Below are 21,558 nucleotides of genomic sequence, written 5' to 3'. Positions count from 1 at the left end.
ATACTATACAATGATACTTCTATACTATCCTTTTAGGTCTCACAGGACCTGCATTAAAGGTAACATTTTATTGTAATTAATGATATCACTATTCTTTTTTAGCGTCAAGCCTTTTTTCTATAATCTGTTCTCTGTACTCTGAGAAAATTATCTTTCTTCTCTAAAATATGGAACACTTAAAGCCTTTGGTGGTGAATTCTTAGAGGATTTCTTCATGGATACCACTACCATAACCACTATTGTTATTATATATGGAAGCATATCTATTAAATATTGTGATATGTGTATACTTGATCCTTGAAGTCTAAAGCCTATAATATCAAGCCCGCCAAATACATAAGAACCTATAAGTGCCTTATAAGGATTCCAGGATACAAATATAACCAATGCTACTGCTATCCATCCCCTGCCTGCTGTAACATTTTCCTGCCATGCTGGTACATATACCAATGAAAGATACGCACCTCCTAGTCCACATAGGGCTCCTGCCAACAATACATGGATATATTTATATAATGTGATATTTATTCCTGCTGCATCAGCACATTTAGGATTTTCTCCTATGGCCTTTAAATTCAATCCTTGAGAGGTTTTATACATATAAATTCCTAATAAAATAGCAGTAATATACCCAACATACACAAATACATCTTGTCTAAATAATATTTCTCCTAAAAAAGGTATGTGTCCCAGCACTGGTAAAAAAATTGGTTTGAAGAAGTTTTTTATAGCATCCGGAGCAACCTGTCCTACTAAACTTTTACCAATAAAGCTAGAAAATCCAGTACCAAACATGGTTAAGGTAAGTCCTGATACTACTTGATTAGCTCTCAAACTTATAGTTAAAAAAGCATATATTAAAGCTCCAGAAGCTCCTGCAACCATAGCAGCCATCATTGCAGCCATAGCACTTTGTGTATTTATTCCTACCATAAAGCCAATAACAGCTCCCATAAGCATCATACCTTCTACACCTAAATTCAAGTTACCAACTTTTTCACATATTAACTCCCCAAGAGTAGCAAATAAAAGAGGCGTCCCTGCTACTATAGATGCTTCTAAAAACGATATTACTGTATTCATCTATGCTACCTCCTTTAATGTTGATGTATTATTTTTTACAAGTTTATATTTTATAAAAAATTCGCTGCCTAAAACAAAAAACAATATACTGGCTTGAATTATTGATGCCACAGACTCTGGAATACCAAAGGCTGTTTGTATAAAAGAGCCGCCCTCTAGTAGAGCTGCAAATAATATAGACACCATTAATATCAAGGGAGAACTTAAATTTGAAAGCCAAGCTACTATTATTGCGGTATACCCTATACCGCCAGAAACCTGAACTGATAGTGTGTTACTAACAGCAGAGGCTTGAATCATACCTGCAAGTCCACATAGCCCTCCACTTAAAAGCATAGAAATAACTATGGTACTCTTAATATTTATACCAGCATAAAGTGCTGTTTTTTCGCTCTCCCCCAAAACAGCTATTTCATATCCCTTTTTTGTATAATTCATAAAAATGTACATGAATATAATTAATACAATAGTTATAATCCATCCTATATTTATTCCAAATACATCTGGTAAAATGGCATTTTCACTGAAGTTAGATATCTTAGGAAAGCCTTGTGCATTAGGATCCTTCCACGGCCCGTATTGAAGGTATGTTATAAATTTTAAGGCTATATAGTTCATCATTAAAGTTACTATTGTTTCATTTGTACCATATTTACATTTTAAAATCGCAGGAATATATGCCCATATGGCTCCTCCAATTATTCCAGCTAAAGCCATAATGCTTAATAATAGAAATGAATTAAGTTCTGGAAACCTTAATGCAAAATAAGAGGATAAAAATGCTCCCATTATTATTTGTCCTTCTCCTCCTATATTCCAAAACTGCATCTTAAAGGCTACAGAAATTCCTAGTGCAGTTATTGCTAATGGAATTGCTTTTATTATAGTTTCCCTGATGCTATAGGCAGAGCCAAAGGCCCCCTTCAACATAGAAGAATATACTCCCATAGGATTTAACCCTAATAAAGCTATAAAAATAGCTACTAATAGAAGCGCAAAAACAATAGAAGAAATTCTAATCATTATATTCTTTTTTACAGTTATTTTGCTTCTTTTTATTATTCTAAACAACACTAGATTCCTCCCTTTCTTCGCTTTTCCCTCCCATAAGTAAACCTATTTTTTCTTTAGTAGCTTCTGAAGCCTTTAATTCGCCAGTTATTTTACCATCACAAATTACCAATATTCTGTCGCATAGCTGCATTAAAGCATCTAAATCCTCTCCAATATATAAAATAGCTACTCCTTTTTTCCTTTCATCATCTATTAAATTATATATAGTATAGCAGGTGTTTATATCTAATCCTCTTACTGGGTAAGCCATTATAAGCAAGTTAGGATTAGAGTCCAACTCTCTTCCTAATAATATCTTTTGTATATTTCCACCGGATAAATTTTTAATTGGATAGTGAATATCTGGAGTTAGTATGGATAAATTCTCTTTAATTTCTTTAGCCCTTTTTGCTGTAGGCTTTTTATTTAATAAAACACCTTTTTCATTATGATAAGATTTTAATAGTAAGTTATCTACCATATCCATAGCTCCTACTAATCCCATGCCTAATCTATCCTCTGGTACAAAGCTCATGCTAACACCTTTTTTTATTATTTCTCTTGGAGTCTTACCCACAATATTTTCCCCTTGGAAAATTATTTCTCCTTGCTCAATGGCTTGTATACCAGTAATAGCCTCACATATTTCTTTTTGCCCGCTTCCTGCTATACCTGCAATTCCTAAAACTTCTCCCCTGTGTATATTAAAAGTTACTCCCTTTATCACTTCTATAGCTTCTTCATTTTTTACGGTTAAATTATTAACTTTAATTATCTCTTCACCCATGTCTATTTTGCTTCTCTTTATAGATAAATTCACTTGCTTGCCAACCATTAATTCTGCTAACTTTTCAGGCGAGGTTTCATATTTATTTACGGTTTCTATTGTTTCACCTTTTCTTAATATTGTTATTCTGTCAGATACTTTCATGACTTCATCCATTTTATGAGATATAAATATTATTGCACAGCCATTTTCCTTCATCTTAAACATTATATTAAATAATTTTTCAGCTTCTTGAGGTGTAAATACAGTAGTTGGCTCATCTAATATTAATATATCCGCACCCCTATAAAGTACTTTAAGTATTTCAACTATCTGCTTCTCGCCTACAGACATGTTACATATTTTCTTTTTTAAATCAATATCTATTCCATATTTGCTGCATATATCAAAAAGTTTATTTCTTATTTTTTTCTTGTTTACAAATATACCAGTATTTTGTCCTATAATCATATTTTCTTCTGCTGACATATTATCTACAAGCTTAAAATGCTGATATATCATCCCTATGCCTGAATTTATAGCATCTTTTGGAGATGTAAAGTTAATCTTTTTGCCATGTATATAAATTGAACCGCTATCAGGAGTATATACTCCTGATAGCATATTCACTAATGTACTTTTACCTGCTCCATTTTCCCCTAGAAGTGAATGTATTTCTCCTCCATATACAGTTAAGTTAACATTATTATTAGCTATTACTTTTCCGAAAGCCTTTGTAATGTCCTCCACTTGAATATAAGGTATATTTTTTTCCATTTTATCACCTATTTAATTACTTATTTTGAATTTCTCCAACTACACCTTGAACAAACCAATCAAACTTAAGTAGTTCTTCATCAGTCATAACTTTTCCGTCTTCCACTTTTATATTGCCCTTTTGATCTTTAATAGGTCCTACAAATATTTTATTTTTCCCTGATATTATATCTTTTTTAGCTTTTTCTACAGCTTCCTTTGCACCTGCAGGAGCATTTGGAGTTAATTCAGCAAGGTCTACTATACCAGTCTCTAATCCCTTCCAATAGCTTTCAGATTTCCATGTACCCTGTTGAATTGCTTTTACCTGATCAACATAGTATGGTCCCCAATTCCATATAGGTGCTGTCATATAAGCCTTAGGTGCCTTGTCTTTCATATCAGTATTATATCCTATAGAAAAGGCTCCTTTTTCCTCTGCTGCCTGCTGTGGACCAGCTGTATCCTGATGCTGTGTTATTACGTCTACACCTTCTGCAAGTAATGCTTTCCCTGCTTCCTTTTCCTTTGCTGGATCATACCAGGTGTTTGTCCATTTAACCATTACCTTTGCATTAGGATTTACAGATTGTACTCCTAAAGTAAAAGCATTAATACCTCTAACAACTTCTGGTATAGAGAAAGCTGCCACATATCCTATTTTATTTGTTTTTGTTTTCATTCCTGCAACAATACCAGATAAATATCTAGCTTGATATATTCTGCCAAAATAGGTTGACATATTTTCTGAAGTTTTATAGCCTGAACAATGTAAGAATTTAACTTCCGGGTGTTTCTTTGCTTCCTTTTCTAATCCATCCATAAATCCAAAGCTTGTACCTACAATTACATTACAACCTTGATTTATCATATCTTCAGTTACCTTTTGAACCTCTGCTGTATCTTCTTTTACAGATTCCTTATAAATAGTTGGAACCTTTAATTCCTTTTCTAAATACAATCTTCCTTCATTATGAGAATAAGTCCAACCACCATCACCTATTGGACCAACATATAAGAAACCTACCTTTATTTCCTTTTTGTCTGCTGATGCTTTTTGTGAAGTAGCTTTTTTATCTCCACAACCAATAAGCAATGATGAGATTAGTACAGTACACGCTAGTAAACCACTAAGCAATTTTGATTTTTTCATTTTTTACCCCTTCCTTAAACATATAATTATATAATTTTTGATTTTTCATCTTTAAAAATAACTTGTCCATTTTTCATGTCTTCAACAATGGCAAGAGATTCTAATTGAATTCCTTCTTTTTCTATTAACTCTCTGCCACCTTGAAAACTCTTTTCTATTACAATACCTACACCTTGAATGGTTGTACCTGCTTGTTTGCATATATCTATAAGTCCAGACATAGCGCTACCGCTAGCCAAAAAATCATCAATGATTAATACATTATCTTCGTCATTTATGTACTTTTTAGAAACTTTTATGACGTAGTCTGTTTCCTTTGTAAAGGAATGAACATTGGATTCATAATTATCTGTATCCATGTTTATTCCTGAATGTTTTTTGGCGAAAACTACTGGAATGTTTCCAAAATACTGAGCAACTATACAAGCTATGCCTATGCCTGAAGTTTCTACTGTAAGTATTTTTGATATATTTTTATTTTTAAATCTATTTTTAAATTCTTTACCTATTTCATTAAATAATCCTACATCTAATTGATGATTTAAAAAGCTATCTACTTTTAGAATTCTATCTCCTATTACAACACCATCTTTAATTATCCTATTTTTTAAAATTTCCATACCTCTGCTCCTCTCTACTATTGCAAAATCCTTATTATAAAAAATAAACTCCCCAATGTAAACATAGGGAGTTTAAATAGATCTATTATATTCAAAATAATATATCCAAGTAAACACCCATAGCCTGACAATTTAAGGTTGTCTGGTAGAAACGCTTAGGCCCTATTACTAAGCTTATATGAGTGCGAATATTCAGTTGTCTAATATATTAATTATTCGTAAATTTCATATGTTATAAATATAATATATCACTTTTATATAAAAAGCAACACCCATTTACAAAAACCATGAAATTTGCCCAAACTCCATATTGTAAAGATGCATAGTTACGCTTTTCTATTGCGGAAAAAGTGTGGGAAATAGTTCTTGCGTGGAAAATAAAAAAGCATTACAAGAAACTATTATATTCTTGTAATGCTTTGGTATATCAACCCTTTGCGTAATGCCTAATTATTATTTTTGGTGCGCCCAACAGGGATCGAACCTGTGACCTGCGGATTCGAAGTCCGTCACTCTATCCAGCTGAGCTATGGGCGCTTAAAGCCCTTAATGCTAAACTTAATCTGGAGCGGGTGAAGGGAATCGAACCCTCGTAACTAGCTTGGAAGGCTAGCACTCTACCATTGAGTTACACCCGCATCATATTCTGGAGCGGAAGACGAGATTCGAACTCGCGACGTTCACCTTGGCAAGGTGACGCTCTACCACTGAGCCACTCCCGCATAATTTTAAATATGGTGCAGGCGAAGGGACTTGAACCCCCATGCCATTGGCGCTAGATCCTAAGTCTAGTGCGTCTGCCAGTTCCGCCACGCCTGCATTGATTGTTAATACACTTAAAATATTTAAGTGTGGTGGCTCACCGGGGAATTGAACCCCGGACACCATGATTAAAAGTCATGTGCTCTACCAACTGAGCTAGTGAACCATATCATACATGGGGTGGATAAAGGGACTCGAACCCTCGACAACCAGAACCACAATCTGGCGCTCTACCAACTGAACTACATCCACCATTTATGGTGCGCTATCAGGGACTCGAACCCTGGGCACCCTGATTAAGAGTCAGGTGCTCTAACCAACTGAGCTAATAGCGCATATTTGGTGCGTCTTAAGGGATTCGAACCCATGGCACACGGCTTAGAAGGCCGTTGCTCTATCCAACTGAGCTAAAAACGCATATTTGGAGCGGGTGAAGGGAATCGAACCCTCGTAACTAGCTTGGAAGGCTAGCACTCTACCATTGAGTTACACCCGCATATCTTGTGGTCGGGGTGACAGGGATTGAACCTGCGACCTCATGGTCCCAAACCACGCGCGCTCCCATCTGCGCCACACCCCGTAATTAAATTAGTTTATGGTGCGCTATCAGGGACTCGAACCCTGGGCACCCTGATTAAGAGTCAGGTGCTCTAACCAACTGAGCTAATAGCGCATATTGGTGCGTCTTAAGGGATTCGAACCCATGGCACACGGCTTAGAAGGCCGTTGCTCTATCCAACTGAGCTAAAGGCGCATTTTTTTGGAGCGGGTGAAGGGAATCGAACCCTCGTAACTAGCTTGGAAGGCTAGCACTCTACCATTGAGTTACACCCGCATATCTTGGAGCGGAAGACGAGATTCGAACTCGCGACGTTCACCTTGGCAAGGTGACGCTCTACCACTGAGCCACTCCCGCGTAATTTTAAATATGGTGCAGGCGAAGGGACTTGAACCCCCATGCCATTGGCGCTAGATCCTAAGTCTAGTGCGTCTGCCAGTTCCGCCACGCCTGCATTGATTGTTTTGTTTGTACACTTAAATATCTTAAGTATGGTGGCTCACCGGGGAATTGAACCCCGGACACCATGATTAAAAGTCATGTGCTCTACCAACTGAGCTAGTGAACCATATTGGCTGGGATGGCAGGATTCGAACCTACGAATGCAGCAGTCAAAGTGCTGTGTCTTACCGCTTGACGACATCCCAGTATCTGGGGTGGATGAAGGGACTCGAACCCTCGACAACCAGAACCACAATCTGGCGCTCTACCAACTGAACTACATCCACCATATGGTGCGTCTTAAGGGATTCGAACCCATGGCACACGGCTTAGAAGGCCGTTGCTCTATCCAACTGAGCTAAAGACGCATTTCTGGAGCGGGTGAAGGGAATCGAACCCTCGTAACTAGCTTGGAAGGCTAGCACTCTACCATTGAGTTACACCCGCATATCTGTGGTCGGGGTGACAGGGATTGAACCTGCGACCTCATGGTCCCAAACCACGCGCGCTCCCATCTGCGCCACACCCCGATTAATTTCGTCGGGAATTCATTATTAACTCCCGACGACATAGATTATTCTACACGATATTTTAGAATCCGTCAATAGAATTTTTGAACTTTTTTTTTATTTTTTTATCTTATAGCCTTAATACTGGCATTTACTTTACCATCTTTTATCTCTATAAGAGCCACACTATTAAATCCATCCCTTGATAATACAGGGCTTCCAGGGTTTATAAACCATATACCATCTTCATATACAATTTGGGAAACATGAGTATGCCCAAATAAAACTACATTAGCTTGTTCTTCTATAGCCTTATATTTCAATCTAGATAAACTGTGCTTTACATCATAATGATGCCCATGGGTTATAAAAAATTTCTGACCCTGAATTTCTTCAATTATATCTGAAGGTATAGTACTAGAGTAATCACAATTGCCCTTTACATTTATAATTCTGCCACTATAAAACCTATGAAATTCCTTTATATCCTGTGTATTATCACCTAAGTGAATTAATAGGTCTATATTCTGAAGTTTTTCCATTACTCTTTCTATTATCCATGTATGTCTGTGCGTATCGCTAACAACTCCTATTAACACTTTTATTCCCCCTGTAAATATTTCCTAAGTTCTTCTTCCAAATCTACTAGAGCCTTTTTCCTATGACTTATTGAATTTTTAGCCTTTGAATCCATTTCCCCAAAAGTCATATTATATTGAGGAACATAAAAGAGGGGATCATATCCAAAGCCATCTTTTCCTCTTTCTTCCTCTAAGATTGCTCCTTCTACTTCCCCTTGAACTCTGATAGTATTCTTTTCATCAACAATCAATACCATAGCACATATAAATTTTGCCCTTCTATCCTTTATATTCTCCATTAATCTTAATAACTTTTCATTATTTTTTTTAGTATTTCCATGTTCTCCAGAAAATCTTGCGGAATAAACACCTGGTGCTCCTCCTAAGGCATCCACAGCTAATCCTGAATCATCTGCCAATACCATATAATCCTTGTCACTGACTATATCAAATATCTCTTTTGCCTTTTTATAGGCATTTTCCATGAAGGTCTTTCCATCTTCCTCTACCTCCACATTAATTTCTGCTTCTTTTAAGGAAATAACCTGAACATTTAATGGTGACAATATATCTTTAATTTCTATTATCTTATTTTCATTATTACTAGCTAAAATCAATTTTTTCATCTAATTCACCATCCTGATTAAAAATATTTATTTTCAACATAATTATACAATAAAATTGCCTGGAAATTTATATTATACCATAATTATAGAATAATTTCTTATTATTAAAAAATTTCAAATTAAACTTTTTATTCTGTCATCATTTTTTATTTTACTAGCGAATAATTTTATTGTCTATAATAAAAATTACATAGCACTATTTCTAAATATGTATCATATTATTTATATAAGGATTAATTTTTAGTAGGTGTTGTGTTTGAAATATATAGGTCCATTTCTAAGACTAAATAGTTTAAATCAGAACAATATAAAAAATCAGCTATTCCATCTATCCAAAGAATCAATGAAAAACATAATATTTAATTCTAAATGCGGTATCATAATTAATACAAAAGAATTAAAAAGTAAAAAACTATCTGATCTAGATACAAATATATTAAAATCTTCTTACCCTTTATTATGTATATACAAAAAATCCAACCCAAAGCTAAAAAGCGTAAATGATAAACTTTATTGGAGTGATGAAAAAGCAAAGAAGGAAATAAATATAGACACTAATGCTTTTATGACATTATCATTATTAGAACTTACTGATTACTATGACTTTTTCAAGAACATAGATGATTCAAAATATGCATTAAGCATAATTTACGCTAATCTAGCTAAAAGGCAGCTTCAATTTTATGCATCTAACATGAGAAATGAAGAGGGAGTATTCGTAGATAAAATTGACATTTCCGATTCCTCATCAAATGAACTTAAATTAGAAATAAAAGAAGATAAATTCAAGTTTTCAGATCAAGCAATATTAATGGCAGCCTTTTATAAAAGTTCTTTGCAAGATGATTCAAAGGAAAGTGTGGAGTATAAAAACTTTTCCCTTGACATACTGAATATGTTTATAGAATTTAAAGAGGAACTTTATGCTCTTTCTTTTGAAGAATTATTAAAACTTTCCTTAGGATTAAATATCTTTTACAAATATTCTAAAAATGAAAATGCTAAGATATTAATGTTAGATCTATTTGAATTAATTAATGAAAACTTTTTTAGTAATGCTTCATTTATCACTGAGACAAAGTTAGAAAATATATGTATTTATTATATAAGTTCTTTTCTTTCATATAAAAATACAGGTTATATTATATATAAAGATACAGTAGATAAATTATATTTAGAGTTGCTAAAATTTTATAATGACGAACTTGGAATTATTGTAAAAAACAACGAGAGAGACCCTTTTAAATTTTCACCAACAGAAATCTGTTTATATATTATGTGTCTCTTCTTAAATACTAATGAATGTGAAGATAACTCTTCACCTATTATATCTAGTATTTTTAAAAAGCAATTAGTAAATTCCGGCATAATATTGAGTTGGCCTGAAACTCCTAGTCTAGATGATAGAGAAAGGTATAAAAATTTTTCTTTAAATTCTGATGATTTGTTGGAAGAACAAGATTTTAGAATGTCATCTATTCCAACTCCTGAGAATATTAATTTAGCATCAATATTTATAAAAAACATTACTTTTAGTGAAAGGAAACATGAATTTAAACAAGGTAAAACCTCCTTCTATAGTAACAAAAATATGCTTATTTTTTTCTTTACAATATATCTATGCAATAATTGTTACCTATAAAGTAAATAATTTAATAAAATAATAATATAATATTTGCATATAATATTATTATCAGTACAAGCACAAGCATTTTATACTTCATCAAGAACGCTCTATTATAAGGAGGTATAAATCATGATGAACATAAATTGCTCTGAAAATTGTATATACTGTAACAATGGAACATGTACTTTGGATAATGTATCCTCATTTTCTAATAGCATTAATTTTCAGCATAATTGTGCCTATTTTGTAAAAAGAAAATCTAATAAAAAAGCTTCCCAGAACATATAGCTGGGAAGCTTTTATTTTACATATTGCTAAAGGATATCCTACTCAATAATATATTGCCATTGTAATTGGTTTGCACATTATATATTTGTTCATTTTTGCATATAATATTTTTTTCAATATATAAAGGTATAATGGGCACATCATTGATTAATATTTTTTCTGCTTTTGTCAATAATTCTTTTTGATTCCTTTCATTTGTTTCTATTTTTGCTCTATAAATGATATTTTCATAATTGCTATTCTTGTAACTAATAAAATTAAAACTATTATTTTGCAAAAACTTTTCATAGCAGCATATAGAATTTTTATATTCCTTTGGGATATTTATAAGTGCTACATCATATTCTTTTTCTTTTAACCTATTTATAAAATCATTTTCTTCATAAAAAATTATGTCCAAATCTATATCTAATTTTTCTTTTAAATCTTTTTTTATTTCTTCAATTATCTTCTTATTCTCTATACTATTGCCACATATAAGCTTCAAATTTTCCTTAAAAGCTTTTCCTTTATTGGTTATATCATTACTATTAACATTTCCCTTGTTATCTGTCATACCAAATTTCCATAGTTCACCCGTATCATCTAATATATTACCACATATATTTTCCCTATCTATGCAATTATTTATGGCCATTCTTAATTCCTTATCCTTAACCTTCTCACTTTTAAAATTAAAAGCTAAGGCTTTACCTGAATTAGATGGTATTTGCATAATCTGATTTTTAGTTTTTAAGGATTTTATTTCACTTAAAGGTGGTGATACAAGGAAGTCAATTTTGGAAGATTGAAAAGCAGCTAAGGAATTTTCCCTATTCTCATTATTTTCTATTATAATCCTATTGCTTACAACATTGTCCTTATCCCAATAAAATAAGTTTTTTTCAATCTCCATTTCTTCATCTTTAATATGCTTAATTCTATATGGTCCAGAATAAAGCAATTTATCATAATTAATAATCCAATTTTTCAGGTTGTTATCTATTTTCCTCAATGAGTATATTGGATTAGATAGTATATCTAATAGATAATTACATGGAGTATTTAATCTTATCTCTAATGTTTCATCATTAACACTATTAATAGCAACCTTATTAAAATCTGTTTTTCCTTTTCTATAATTTTCTGCCCCAAATATATGAAATAGCTGGTAATCGTATATATTTTTTACATTACTATTCAATATTTGAGAAAAAAAAACTACAAAATCTTTTGAGGTTATTTTATCACCATTATTCCAACTTGCATTATTTCTTATTTTAAAAGTATATACTGTATTGTTATTATTTATATTCCAGCTTTCTGCTAAAGCCGGTATTATTTTACCAGAAGAATCCGCTTTTACTAGCCCTTCAAATAATGAGATTAATATGTCATTATATCCCATGTTTAAATTATCAAGTAATATTAAGTCCTTAGGAAACTCACTTACTCCATATATAGGATAATTCCTATTTTTAATGTAATTTACATTTGTTTTTTTCTCTACACAACCATTAAATAAAAAAGCTATAACAAGAAAAATACTGGCTAATTTTCTCATTGGATTTCTCCCACTATCTATAATAATTTACTGACTCTTAATAATTATTGCCTTGCATCATAAAATTAATCAAGTATAATAACTTTTTATTTAATTTGGCAAGTATTTATATAGTTTAAATCTATTTTCCTTAAATACTTCTAAAGCTTTTCCATTAACACCTAACTGGTCTTTTATAAAATTATATTTATCTACTAACTTAATTTTTTTATACATTGGTATAAAGCTGCATTTATCTCTTATTCTTTGTTCAAATACCCCAGTAGTTATATATACCCCTTTAGTCACATCATATTTATATAAATCATCTAAATAGCTTTCAAACTCCTCTAAAAAAATCATATCTTTTTTTACAAATTTTAATAATAGAACATCTTTCTTTCCTCTAAGTAATAATAAAAGAGTCTCTGGTTTTTTTAATATTGCTTCATATTCTATACCATTATTCCAACATATTTTAGATATGCCTTTGTCAATATTACCTAAATCCAGCTTTTTCATAATAATTTTGGCTTTACAAACTTCTCTTTTTCTAAATTTAAAATATATTTTATTATATATGTTTACCATATCCCCCTCCGAAATACTAAGTATATTACATTATATGTTGAATATATTTTTTTATTGCTATGCCATTTACTTATAGAGCACTGTGTTATATACTAAACTTATATTATAATATTAGAAATTTTCGCAATATGGAGGGAATTTTATATGATCCTAGCTATAGAGATATTAGCCATAATAACCATGTGTGTATTAACTTTAATTGCAGTGTGGAGTTTTATAACCTTAAAGCAAATATTTAATCAGTTAAAATATAGAAATTATCTATTAGAAAAACTCAATTTACATATCTATAACTTATCTAAAAACAATGATATTAAATGTAAGGATGATGATATAGAAAAAGCTAAAAACGTTTTCAAAGTATAGATAAAAGACCTTATGGATTTCCATAAGGTCTTTTATCTGCTAAAATTTTTGAACTTCTTCATTAACAAGTTTATTAACTATCTGAGGGTTTGCTTTCCCTTTTGTTTCTTTCATTACTATACCTATTAAGAAACCAATAGCTCTCTTCTTACCATTTTTATAGTCTTCTATGGATTTTGGATTATCAGCTATTACTTTCTTTACAACGTCACGTATAGTTCCTTCGTCATTATTCTGAATTAATCCTTTTTCTTCCACTATTAATTTTGGAGACTTTCCTGTTTTAAACATTTCTCCAACAACCTTTTTACCTATGTTGTTTGAAATTGTTCCCGATGAAATTAATTTAATTAATTCTGCTAATTGTGCAGGTGTAAACTTTAACTCCTCTACACTCATAGCATTCTCATTTAATAATCTTGATATATCTCCCATTAGCCAATTTGATGCAGCCTTAGCATCTCCACTAACTTTAGCAGTTTCCTCAAAGAAATTAGCCATTGTCATGGTTAATGTTAATACACCTGCATCATATTTGGGTATATCATATTCCTTTACAAATCTTTCTGCTTTTTCATGAGGAAGCTCTGGTATGGTTTTTCTTATTTCTTCTATCCATTCATCAGATATATTTATAGTAACTAAATCTCCTTCTGGAAAATATCTATAGTCATTTGCTCTTTCCTTACTTCTCATAAGCGCAGTAACGTTATTAGCTTCATCCCATCTTCTAGTCTCTTGTTCTAGCTTTTCTCCATTATTTATTGCTTCTATATGTCTATCATATTCGTAGGAAAGTGCTTTCTCTAAAGCCTTAAAGGAGTTCATATTTTTTATTTCAGATTTAACTCCAAATTCATTGCTTCCACTAGGTCTAACAGAAATATTTCCATCACATCTTAATGAACCCTCTTCCATTTTACAATCAGAAACATCTATAGATGAAAGAATACTTTTTAATCTCTGCAAATATAATGTAGCTTCTTCAGTAGTCCTTATGTCAGGTTTTGAAACTATTTCTATAAGAGGTACACCTGCTCTATTATAATCTACTAAGGTTCCTACCTTAGTGTGTAAAAGCTTTCCCGCATCCTCTTCTATATGTATTCTTTCAACACCTATCTTTTTCTTTTCTCCATTTGGTAATTCTATTTCTATATATCCATCACTGCAAAGTGGAATTTCATCCTGAGTGATCTGATAATTTTTAGGGCAATCTGGATAAAAATAATTTTTTCTATCCATTCTGCTTACTTTATTTATTTTACAATTAAAAGCTAAACCAGCTTTTATTCCATAGTCTACTACCTTTTTATTTAGCTTAGGCAGTGAACCTGGAAGCCCTAAACATATAGGACATACATGAGTATTTGGTTTGCCTCCGAATTCTGTAGTACATCCACAATATATCTTAGTCTTTGTAGAAAGTTCTGCATGAACTTCAAGACCTATTACTGCTTCAAATTCCATCTGTCTTTTCCACTCCTTTTCTCAACAACTTATAAATTAGGATTCATCTTATGCCACTGTGTGGATTGCTCATAGCTATATGCTAAATTGAAAAGAGTATCTTCCCTATAATAGTTTCCTATCACCTGCAATCCAACTGGAAGTCCATGAACCATCCCACATGGTATAGATATGGCTGGTAATCCTGCTACACTAACTGGAACAGTATATACGTCGGATAAATACATTGACAATACATCATCCACCTTTTCACCAATCTTAAAAGCCGTTGTTGGAGAAGTTGGTGATATTATGGCATCAAATTCTTTAAATGTTCTTTGGTAATCCCCTTTTATTAAATTTCTTACTTTTAAAGCTTTTTTATAATATGCATCATAATATCCTGCAGATAATACATATGTTCCAAGCATTATTCTTCTCTTAACTTCTTTTCCAAAGCCTTCATCTCTAGATTTAAAATATATATCAACAGCATCTGTATACTTATCTGTTCTATGTCCATATCTTATTCCATCAAATCTAGCTAAATTTGATGATGCTTCAGCACTAGATATAATATAGTAAGCTGCTAGAGCATAGTCTGTTAATGGTAGCGAACATTCTTTAACTTCTGCGCCATTGCTTTCTAAAACTTTTATAGCTTCTTCTACAGCTTTACGCACATTATTATCTAAGCCTTCTCCAAAGAATTCCTTTGGAATTCCTATTTTCTTTCCTTTTATGTCTTTATTTAAAAAAGCACTATAGTCTGGTACAGGTATGTTAGCAGTAGTAAAATCCCTACTATCTAATCCTGCAATATTCCCTGTAAGAAGTGCACAATCTTCTACATCTTTTGAAAGAACCCCTACCTGATCTAAAGTAGAGCCGAAAGCCACTGCCCCATATCTTGATATTCTTCCATAGGTTGGTTTAAGTCCTACAACACCACAGAGAGCTGCTGGCTGTCTTACTGATCCACCTGTATCTGTTCCAAGGGATAATGGTGTTTCTAATGCTGCTACTGAAACTGCTGAGCCACCTGAAGACCCTCCTGGAACTCTCTCTGTATTCCATGGATTTCTTGTTAATTTATAAGCACTATTTTCAGTAGAAGAGCCCATTGCAAATTCATCCATATTTAGCTTGCCTAAAATTATACCGTCTTCCTCTTTTATTCTTTGCACAACATGAGCATCATAAGGCGCAGTATATCCCTCTAGCATCTTTGAAGCACAAGTATTTTGCATACCAGCTACACTTATATTATCTTTTATTGATACTGGAACTCCGCCTAAACCCTTTAATTCCTCACCTGATGCAATTTTTTCATCTGCTTTTTTTGCCATTGTTAAAGCTTCTTCTTTTCCAGTATATAAAAATGCTCCTAATTTTGGATCTAATTTCTCTATTCTATTTACATAGTTTCTGGCAACTTCTTCAACCTTTACTTCTTTCTTTTTAATCATATCTTTCAGCTCATGAGCTGTAAGGTTATATAACTCCATTATGTATAATACCTCCTAACTAGCCTTCTATTATTGTTGGAACTAATATATATTCTTCAAGTTTCTCTGGTGCATTCTCCATTATGTCACTTAATTGCATTGATTCTTCTACTTCATCTTCCCTAAATTTATTTTCAATATAGTATGGATTAACTATTATATCAACATTATCTGTATCTAGCTCATTTAACTTATCCATATAAGTTAACACTTTATTTAAGTCCTCTATCATTCCCTCTTTTTCATCTTCCATTAATTCTATTCTAGCTAGTTCAGCAACATATTCTACATCCTTTTTTGAAACTGCCATACTTTATTCCCTCACTTTCTTTATAAAATAAATAATATATTAGTAAATGTTAACTAATACAATAATTTTAAACTTAATATTATAAAGTTATACTATTTTGTGAATAACACCTATATTGTATCATAAAAATTATTTTTTATATACTTAAAATCATATAAAAAGATATCAATAGCCTTTGATGCACATTGATATCTTTTACCCTTTAATATACTCCCATAAATATAAAAAACATTGTACCTACTGCAAAAATCATACATAATACAGGATATACTATTTTATTATTTATATTGCTTTTTAAGTCTATTAGTTTTATAGCCCATACAATCATAGTGAAGAAAATGCACCACTGCAAGGTAAGATAACTATTAAAGTATTTAATATAGATAAATTGACAAGTGGTAAGCAATGTCAATATTAATGCTATAGTAGTTATAAATACTGTACACCATCCTAATACTCCTATGGTTTTTCGCATGATAAACTCCTCCAATTCTACCTTCCCATTGGAATTTAACCTTTAGTTAACTGTTCAAGTTCTTCTTCATTTATAATTTTCACACCTAATTCCATAGCTTTGTCAAACTTTGAACCAGGTTCTTCACCTACTAGTACAAAATCTGTTTTTTTACTTACGCTGCTGGAAACTTTTGCCCCTAGAGATTCTAATTTCTCTTTTATATCTGTTCTAGTATAGTTATGTAATGAACCTGTTATAACCACGGTCTTATTCATAAATGGACTTTCTTCTTTTACCTCTAAGTTATCAACTACAGGTGTAATACCAAGTTCTAATAATTCATTCATACTTTTTATTATTTTTTCCTGTCTGAAAAATTCTATAATACTTTTTGCTACTATTTCACCAACATCCTTTATGGATAGTAATTCATCAAATGTAGACCTTTGGATACCTTCTAAACTTCTAAAGTGTTTAACTAAATCCTTAGCAGTTTTCTTCCCTACATTTGGTATTCCCAATGCATAAATAAATGAGGATAATTCTGGTGTTTTACTTTTTTCTATAGCATTAATAATATTACTGGCTTTCTTTTCACCAAACTTTTCTAAGGTCAATAAATCTTCTTTTTCTATCCTATATAGATCTGGTATAGACTTAATATTCAATTTTTCAAAAAATTGTTCTGCAGTCTTTTCGCTAAACCCTTCTATATTCATTCCTTCTCTGCTAGCAAAATGTACTATACTCTTAACCATTTGAGGTTTACAGGATAAAGTATTTTCACAAAAATAGTGAACTCCTTGCTGTATAAGCTCACTGCCACAGTATGGGCAATATTTAGGTACTTCTATTTCTTTACTATTTTCTAGGCTTTCCTCTACGACCCCTATTATCTCTGGTATTACATCATTTGAGCGCCTTATAAATACTTGACTTCCTATTTTTACACCTTTCCTATTTATATCGTCCATATTGTTTAAGGTAGCCCTCTTTACAGTGACTCCAGCAAACTCAATAGGTTCTAAAATAGCCGTAGGTGTTACCCTTCCACTCCTGCCTACATTCCATTCCACATCCAAAAGTGTGGTAGTAGCTTCTTCTGCTTCAAACTTATAAGCAATAGCCCATTTAGGAAATTTAATTGTGTATCCTAAAATATCCCTTGTTTTCATATCATCTATTGCTATAACAATACCATCTATATCATAATCTAAATCATTTCTTATACTATTTATATATTCTATTTCCTTTTCTATTTCTTCTACTGTACTACAATGCTTTATATATGGATCCACAGGGAAACCCATTTCTTTTATAAAATTAAGCATTTCCGTATAACTTTTAAAAGCTCCCCCTTCATTATAACCAACATCATAGAAGAATGCTGATAGGTTTCTTCTGGCAGTTTCCTTTACGTTTAAATTTCTAAGGGCCCCTGCTGCACCATTCCTTAAATTCTTTAATGGTATATCTGTTGTTTTATTATATTCCTGAAAAGCTTTTTTTGTCATTATGGCTTCACCGTGAACCTCAATAAAATGGCTATTTTTTATCTTTAGAGGTAAGGATTTTATTGTTTTAGCTTGCTGAGTTATGTCCTCACCTATTAATCCAGTACCTCTAGTAGCAGCCTTTGTCAAAACTCCGCTTTCATCATAGGTGCAATTTATTGTTAACCCATCAAACTTTTTTGTTATAATATAGGATATTTTAGGAAGTTGATCTTCATGAGTGTCATTATATTGCTGTATTATCTTTTCATTTCTATTATGCCACTCTCTCAAGATTTCAATACTTTGAGCTTTATCTAAGCTCCAAAGTCTTCCTTTATGTACATACTTCTGAAATTCAGACAACACCTTATCTCCCACCCTTTGGGTAGGAGAATAAGGTAATATATATGCTGTTTCCTTTTCCAATCTTAACAATTCATCATACTTTTTATCATATTCCTTGTCAGATATTGAAGGATTATCTAAAACATAATATTCATAAGCATATTTGTTTAATTCTTCTATTAATTCCTCTATTAATTCATGTATTCTTTCTTTTTTTTGTTCAACATACAATTTTATTAAACCTCCCCTAAACAGCTTCTAAAGGAGCTACGCTGAGCATGAGTATTTTAACGCCCATTTTATCAAAAGCTACAGTTAATTTTATATCATCACCATTTTGAATGGCACTAACTATAGTCCCTATTCCAAACTTACTATGCTTTACTTTTTTCCCTGGAGTAGCTTGTTCCAAGGTTAATTTATTATTATGGCAATGCTTTTTTTCACTACCATTGCCTACAGCTATAGCATTAGAATGTGAATATTGCTTATCTAAATATACACTGTCCTTTCTATAAAAATTATCTCTATTTAAATTTTTTCTGCCTTCTCTTACAAATTCCTTTAATTCTGGTGAAATCTCATCAATAAAACATGATTGAGCATAAGCTACAGTTCTTCCAAATATAATTCTTCTTTCTGCAGAAGTCATATATAATTTTTCCTTTGCTCTAGTTATACCTACATAGCAAAGTCTTCGAGATTCTTCCATTTCTTCATCATTATCTAAAGATTGTGTCCCAGGAAAAACTCCATTCTCCATACCTACCATAAATACCACTGGGAACTCTAGCCCTTTAGCACTATGTACTGTCATCAACGCTACAGTATCTGCCTCTTCATCAAAATTATCTATATCTGAAACCAAAGTTACTTGTTCCAAAAATGCAGAAAGACTTTTATCCTCAGAATAGGATTCAAAATCCACAGCTGCCGAAACTAATTCCTTTAAATTTTCTATTCTAGTTAAATCCTCTATATTATTTGTCTTTTGTAACTCCGCCATATACCCGGTAGATTGAAGTATTTCATCAATAAGTTTGGATACATTAACTTCATCTTTTTTTCTAATAAAACTATTTATTAAACTCACAAATTTATTAATAGAGGAAGTTGCTCTTGTAGACAGCCCAATACTATCCACATCCAGCAGACCGCTATATACACATTCTTCCATTGATAAAGCAAACTCTTGTATTTTATCCATGGTACTATCCCCTATGCCCCTTTTTGGCACATTAATAATTCTTTTTAAACTTATATCATCGAGAGGATTATTTATAAGTTTTAAATAGGCCATTATGTCTTTTATTTCTTTTCTATCATAGAATTTTAATCCCCCAATTATTTTATAAGGAATATTATTTCTCATAAAGGCTTCCTCAAAAACACGGGATTGAGCATTAGTTCTATAAAGTATTGCAAAATCCTTATAACTTTTATCCTCTTCTTTAATTATTTTTTTAATTTCAGAAGCTATAAATTGTGACTCATCTACATCTGAATAAGCTCTGTATATTTTTATTTTTTCACCACTGCCATTACTTGTTCTTAGCACCTTATTTTTTCTATTACAATTATTTTTTATAACTTCATTTGCAGCATTTAATATATTAGCTTTTGATCTATAGTTTTCCTCTAGCTTTATAACCTTTGCATTTGGATAATCTTTTTCAAAATCTAAAATATTTCTTATATCTGCCCCTCTCCAAGCATATATGCACTGATCATCGTCTCCTACTACGCATATATTCTTATTAGCCTCTGCTAATAACCTAATAAGTTCATATTGTGATTTATTTGTATCTTGATACTCATCTACCATTATATACTTAAATTTTCTCTGATAAAACTCCAAAATTTCTGGATTCTTTTTAAATAATTCTACAGCTTTGTATATTAAATCATCAAAATCCAAAGCATTACTATTCTTCAACTTTTTCTGATATAATAGATATAAATCTGCTACCTTATTTAATTTAAAATTATTTTCATTTTTTTTCTTAAATTCTTCTGGTGAAATTAAATTATCTTTTGCTTCTCCTATTTTATTTAACACATATCTTTCATCAAAATCTTTATCATTAATATTGAGTTCTTTTATACATTCCTTTACTAAAGTCTTCTGATCATAACTGTCATAAATAGCAAAATTTCTATTATATCCAAGTTTTTCTGCTTCTCTTCTTAATATTTTTACACAGCTTGAATGAAATGTGGATATCCACATGTTATCTGCTTCATTTCCTACTATATTTCTTACTCTTTCCTTCATTTCACCGGCTGCTTTATTTGTAAAGGTGATTGCTAATATTTGAGAAGGATAAACATTTAAGTTTTTTATTAAATTGGCTATTCTATAAGTAAGAACCCTAGTCTTTCCAGAGCCTGCGCCCGCTAATATGAGTAAAGGGCCCTCAATGGTAATAACAGCCTCATACTGTTCCTTATTTAATAACTTTTTTAAATCCATATATATTCACTCCCTGATTTTGCTAATGGCCTTATAATATTAATCAACCTGTTTAATATTATAACATTTTAGTTACCCTTTAATCATCTTTAATTTTATTTTTCCTTCTACTGAAAAAGATTGGTTTGTATCCTAAACCAATCCTCTTATTTTTATATACTATTTTACACTTATAATATTAATAAAATATTAATATTCTGTAAAATTAAGATATAAT

The 21,558-nt window shown here is 31.7% G+C and carries 18 protein-coding genes, 21 tRNA genes and 1 riboswitch; of the genes, 3 read left to right on the top strand and 36 right to left on the bottom strand.

The features are described 5' to 3' along the window. Window positions 1-147 precede the first annotated feature (147 nt). The 28 genes from CLLI_RS05795 to CLLI_RS05660 all read right to left on the bottom strand — a co-directional run bounded on the left by CLLI_RS05795 (window position 148) and on the right by CLLI_RS05660 (window position 8,909). Window positions 148-1,083, bottom strand: a complete 936-nt coding sequence (locus CLLI_RS05795; protein WP_106063267.1) for an ABC transporter permease — start codon at window positions 1,081-1,083, stop codon at window positions 148-150. Then, the gene (locus CLLI_RS05790; protein WP_207655084.1) at window positions 1,084-2,154 is read right to left on the bottom strand and encodes an ABC transporter permease; all 1,071 of its coding nucleotides are present in this window, start codon (window positions 2,152-2,154) and stop codon (window positions 1,084-1,086) included. Next, a complete protein-coding gene (locus tag CLLI_RS05785; RefSeq protein ID WP_106063266.1) occupies window positions 2,147-3,679 on the bottom strand; it encodes an ABC transporter ATP-binding protein in 1,533 nt (510 codons plus the stop codon). Before CLLI_RS05785 ends, CLLI_RS05790 begins: the two co-directional genes overlap by 8 nt. Before the next feature lie 16 nt (window positions 3,680-3,695). Continuing rightward, entirely contained in the window at window positions 3,696-4,811 is a 1,116-nt protein-coding gene (locus CLLI_RS05780) for a BMP family ABC transporter substrate-binding protein (protein WP_106063265.1), read from the bottom strand. 26 nt (window positions 4,812-4,837) lie between these two features. Further along, window positions 4,838-5,431: a xanthine phosphoribosyltransferase gene (locus tag CLLI_RS05775; RefSeq protein ID WP_106063264.1), complete on the bottom strand. Its 594-nt coding sequence runs from the start codon at window positions 5,429-5,431 to the stop codon at window positions 4,838-4,840. A gap of 100 nt (window positions 5,432-5,531) precedes the next feature. Next, a riboswitch (purine riboswitch) is annotated at window positions 5,532-5,633 on the bottom strand. Between the two features lie 258 nt (window positions 5,634-5,891). Beyond that, window positions 5,892-5,968, bottom strand: a tRNA-Arg gene (locus CLLI_RS05770). Between the two features lie 27 nt (window positions 5,969-5,995). Continuing rightward, window positions 5,996-6,069 (bottom strand) — tRNA-Gly (locus CLLI_RS05765). Window positions 6,070-6,078: 9 nt separating this feature from the next. Next, window positions 6,079-6,153: transfer RNA gene (locus CLLI_RS05760), tRNA-Gly, on the bottom strand. 13 nt (window positions 6,154-6,166) lie between these two features. Next, window positions 6,167-6,250, bottom strand: a tRNA-Leu gene (locus tag CLLI_RS05755). A 33-nt stretch (window positions 6,251-6,283) separates the two neighbouring features. Beyond that, window positions 6,284-6,359 (bottom strand) — tRNA-Lys (locus tag CLLI_RS05750). 10 nt (window positions 6,360-6,369) lie between these two features. Then, window positions 6,370-6,445, bottom strand: a tRNA-His gene (locus CLLI_RS05745). A 6-nt stretch (window positions 6,446-6,451) separates the two neighbouring features. Next, window positions 6,452-6,528, bottom strand: a tRNA-Lys gene (locus CLLI_RS05740). 5 nt (window positions 6,529-6,533) lie between these two features. Next, a tRNA-Arg gene (locus CLLI_RS05735) sits at window positions 6,534-6,610 on the bottom strand. 5 nt (window positions 6,611-6,615) lie between these two features. Then, window positions 6,616-6,689: transfer RNA gene (locus tag CLLI_RS05730), tRNA-Gly, on the bottom strand. A gap of 8 nt (window positions 6,690-6,697) precedes the next feature. Next, window positions 6,698-6,773 (bottom strand) — tRNA-Pro (locus CLLI_RS05725). 16 nt (window positions 6,774-6,789) lie between these two features. Continuing rightward, a tRNA-Lys gene (locus CLLI_RS05720) sits at window positions 6,790-6,866 on the bottom strand. A gap of 4 nt (window positions 6,867-6,870) precedes the next feature. Then, window positions 6,871-6,947, bottom strand: a tRNA-Arg gene (locus CLLI_RS05715). A gap of 7 nt (window positions 6,948-6,954) precedes the next feature. Next, window positions 6,955-7,028 (bottom strand) — tRNA-Gly (locus CLLI_RS05710). A gap of 6 nt (window positions 7,029-7,034) precedes the next feature. Continuing rightward, a tRNA-Gly gene (locus CLLI_RS05705) sits at window positions 7,035-7,109 on the bottom strand. Between the two features lie 13 nt (window positions 7,110-7,122). Continuing rightward, a tRNA-Leu gene (locus CLLI_RS05700) sits at window positions 7,123-7,206 on the bottom strand. Between the two features lie 38 nt (window positions 7,207-7,244). After that, window positions 7,245-7,320: transfer RNA gene (locus CLLI_RS05695), tRNA-Lys, on the bottom strand. Window positions 7,321-7,324: 4 nt separating this feature from the next. After that, window positions 7,325-7,399 (bottom strand) — tRNA-Gln (locus CLLI_RS05690). Window positions 7,400-7,404: 5 nt separating this feature from the next. After that, a tRNA-His gene (locus tag CLLI_RS05685) sits at window positions 7,405-7,480 on the bottom strand. A 4-nt stretch (window positions 7,481-7,484) separates the two neighbouring features. Next, a tRNA-Arg gene (locus CLLI_RS05680) sits at window positions 7,485-7,561 on the bottom strand. Between the two features lie 5 nt (window positions 7,562-7,566). Then, a tRNA-Gly gene (locus tag CLLI_RS05675) sits at window positions 7,567-7,640 on the bottom strand. A 7-nt stretch (window positions 7,641-7,647) separates the two neighbouring features. Then, window positions 7,648-7,723 (bottom strand) — tRNA-Pro (locus CLLI_RS05670). 104 nt (window positions 7,724-7,827) lie between these two features. Continuing rightward, complete coding sequence (locus CLLI_RS05665; protein WP_106063263.1) at window positions 7,828-8,301, bottom strand: metallophosphoesterase family protein; 474 nt, start codon at window positions 8,299-8,301, stop codon at window positions 7,828-7,830. Between the two features lie 2 nt (window positions 8,302-8,303). After that, the gene (locus CLLI_RS05660; protein ID WP_106063262.1) at window positions 8,304-8,909 is read right to left on the bottom strand and encodes an XTP/dITP diphosphatase; all 606 of its coding nucleotides are present in this window, start codon (window positions 8,907-8,909) and stop codon (window positions 8,304-8,306) included. Window positions 8,910-9,165: 256 nt separating this feature from the next. Between CLLI_RS05660 and CLLI_RS05655 the strand changes: the two genes are divergently transcribed. Continuing rightward, a complete protein-coding gene (locus CLLI_RS05655; protein ID WP_106063261.1) occupies window positions 9,166-10,551 on the top strand; it encodes a hypothetical protein in 1,386 nt (461 codons plus the stop codon). A gap of 114 nt (window positions 10,552-10,665) precedes the next feature. Next, window positions 10,666-10,824 (top strand): hydroxymyristoyl-ACP dehydratase, encoded by a 159-nt coding sequence (locus tag CLLI_RS05650; RefSeq protein WP_106063260.1) that lies wholly within the window; start codon window positions 10,666-10,668, stop codon window positions 10,822-10,824. Between the two features lie 16 nt (window positions 10,825-10,840). Here CLLI_RS05650 and CLLI_RS05645 read toward each other — a convergent pair whose 3' ends face one another. Continuing rightward, the gene (locus tag CLLI_RS05645; protein WP_106063259.1) at window positions 10,841-12,367 is read right to left on the bottom strand and encodes a peptide ABC transporter substrate-binding protein; all 1,527 of its coding nucleotides are present in this window, start codon (window positions 12,365-12,367) and stop codon (window positions 10,841-10,843) included. 90 nt (window positions 12,368-12,457) lie between these two features. Further along, window positions 12,458-12,937, bottom strand: coding sequence for a hypothetical protein (locus tag CLLI_RS05640; protein WP_106063258.1), 480 nt, complete (start codon window positions 12,935-12,937; stop codon window positions 12,458-12,460). 144 nt (window positions 12,938-13,081) lie between these two features. On the opposite strand from CLLI_RS05640, the gene CLLI_RS05635 reads away from it, so the two are divergent. Continuing rightward, entirely contained in the window at window positions 13,082-13,303 is a 222-nt protein-coding gene (locus CLLI_RS05635) for a hypothetical protein (protein ID WP_106063257.1), read from the top strand. Between the two features lie 39 nt (window positions 13,304-13,342). Here CLLI_RS05635 and gatB read toward each other — a convergent pair whose 3' ends face one another. The 6 genes from gatB to pcrA all read right to left on the bottom strand — a co-directional run bounded on the left by gatB (window position 13,343) and on the right by pcrA (window position 21,341). Beyond that, window positions 13,343-14,773, bottom strand: coding sequence for an Asp-tRNA(Asn)/Glu-tRNA(Gln) amidotransferase subunit GatB (gene gatB / locus CLLI_RS05630; protein ID WP_106063256.1), 1,431 nt, complete (start codon window positions 14,771-14,773; stop codon window positions 13,343-13,345). Between the two features lie 29 nt (window positions 14,774-14,802). Next, a complete protein-coding gene (gene gatA / locus CLLI_RS05625) occupies window positions 14,803-16,260 on the bottom strand; it encodes an Asp-tRNA(Asn)/Glu-tRNA(Gln) amidotransferase subunit GatA (RefSeq protein WP_106063255.1) in 1,458 nt (485 codons plus the stop codon). A gap of 19 nt (window positions 16,261-16,279) precedes the next feature. Further along, a complete protein-coding gene (gene gatC / locus CLLI_RS05620; RefSeq protein WP_106063254.1) occupies window positions 16,280-16,570 on the bottom strand; it encodes an Asp-tRNA(Asn)/Glu-tRNA(Gln) amidotransferase subunit GatC in 291 nt (96 codons plus the stop codon). Window positions 16,571-16,772: 202 nt separating this feature from the next. Then, on the bottom strand, window positions 16,773-17,045 hold the full coding sequence (locus CLLI_RS05615; protein ID WP_106063253.1) for a hypothetical protein: 273 nt from the start codon (window positions 17,043-17,045) through the stop codon (window positions 16,773-16,775). 35 nt (window positions 17,046-17,080) lie between these two features. Then, window positions 17,081-19,099, bottom strand: a complete 2,019-nt coding sequence (ligA, locus tag CLLI_RS05610; RefSeq protein WP_106063252.1) for an NAD-dependent DNA ligase LigA — start codon at window positions 19,097-19,099, stop codon at window positions 17,081-17,083. Between the two features lie 16 nt (window positions 19,100-19,115). Then, window positions 19,116-21,341, bottom strand: a complete 2,226-nt coding sequence (gene pcrA, locus CLLI_RS05605) for a DNA helicase PcrA (protein WP_106063251.1) — start codon at window positions 21,339-21,341, stop codon at window positions 19,116-19,118. Window positions 21,342-21,558: the final 217 nt, after the last annotated feature.

Origin of the sequence: Clostridium liquoris, from assembly GCF_002995785.1 — a bacterium.
In the GTDB taxonomy this organism is placed as follows: domain Bacteria; phylum Bacillota; class Clostridia; order Clostridiales; family Clostridiaceae; genus Clostridium_AO; species Clostridium_AO liquoris.
The sequence above is the reverse complement of the archived record's forward strand: the minus strand, read 5'-3'. Positions and strand labels throughout refer to the sequence as shown.

Coding starts and splice junctions, on each gene's coding strand:
- gatC (WP_106063254.1), bottom strand. CDS start 16,570: ATGGCAGTTTCAAAAAAGGATGTAGAATATGTTGCTGAACTAGCTAGA.
- CLLI_RS05615 (WP_106063253.1), bottom strand. CDS start 17,045: ATGCGAAAAACCATAGGAGTATTAGGATGGTGTACAGTATTTATAACT.
- gatB (WP_106063256.1), bottom strand. CDS start 14,773: ATGGAATTTGAAGCAGTAATAGGTCTTGAAGTTCATGCAGAACTTTCT.
- CLLI_RS05645 (WP_106063259.1), bottom strand. CDS start 12,367: ATGAGAAAATTAGCCAGTATTTTTCTTGTTATAGCTTTTTTATTTAAT.
- gatA (WP_106063255.1), bottom strand. CDS start 16,260: ATGGAGTTATATAACCTTACAGCTCATGAGCTGAAAGATATGATTAAA.
- CLLI_RS05775 (WP_106063264.1), bottom strand. CDS start 5,431: ATGGAAATTTTAAAAAATAGGATAATTAAAGATGGTGTTGTAATAGGA.
- CLLI_RS05660 (WP_106063262.1), bottom strand. CDS start 8,909: ATGAAAAAATTGATTTTAGCTAGTAATAATGAAAATAAGATAATAGAA.
- CLLI_RS05635 (WP_106063257.1), top strand. CDS start 13,082: ATGATCCTAGCTATAGAGATATTAGCCATAATAACCATGTGTGTATTA.
- CLLI_RS05640 (WP_106063258.1), bottom strand. CDS start 12,937: ATGGTAAACATATATAATAAAATATATTTTAAATTTAGAAAAAGAGAA.
- CLLI_RS05780 (WP_106063265.1), bottom strand. CDS start 4,811: ATGAAAAAATCAAAATTGCTTAGTGGTTTACTAGCGTGTACTGTACTA.
- CLLI_RS05785 (WP_106063266.1), bottom strand. CDS start 3,679: ATGGAAAAAAATATACCTTATATTCAAGTGGAGGACATTACAAAGGCT.
- pcrA (WP_106063251.1), bottom strand. CDS start 21,341: ATGGATTTAAAAAAGTTATTAAATAAGGAACAGTATGAGGCTGTTATT.
- CLLI_RS05650 (WP_106063260.1), top strand. CDS start 10,666: ATGATGAACATAAATTGCTCTGAAAATTGTATATACTGTAACAATGGA.
- CLLI_RS05795 (WP_106063267.1), bottom strand. CDS start 1,083: ATGAATACAGTAATATCGTTTTTAGAAGCATCTATAGTAGCAGGGACG.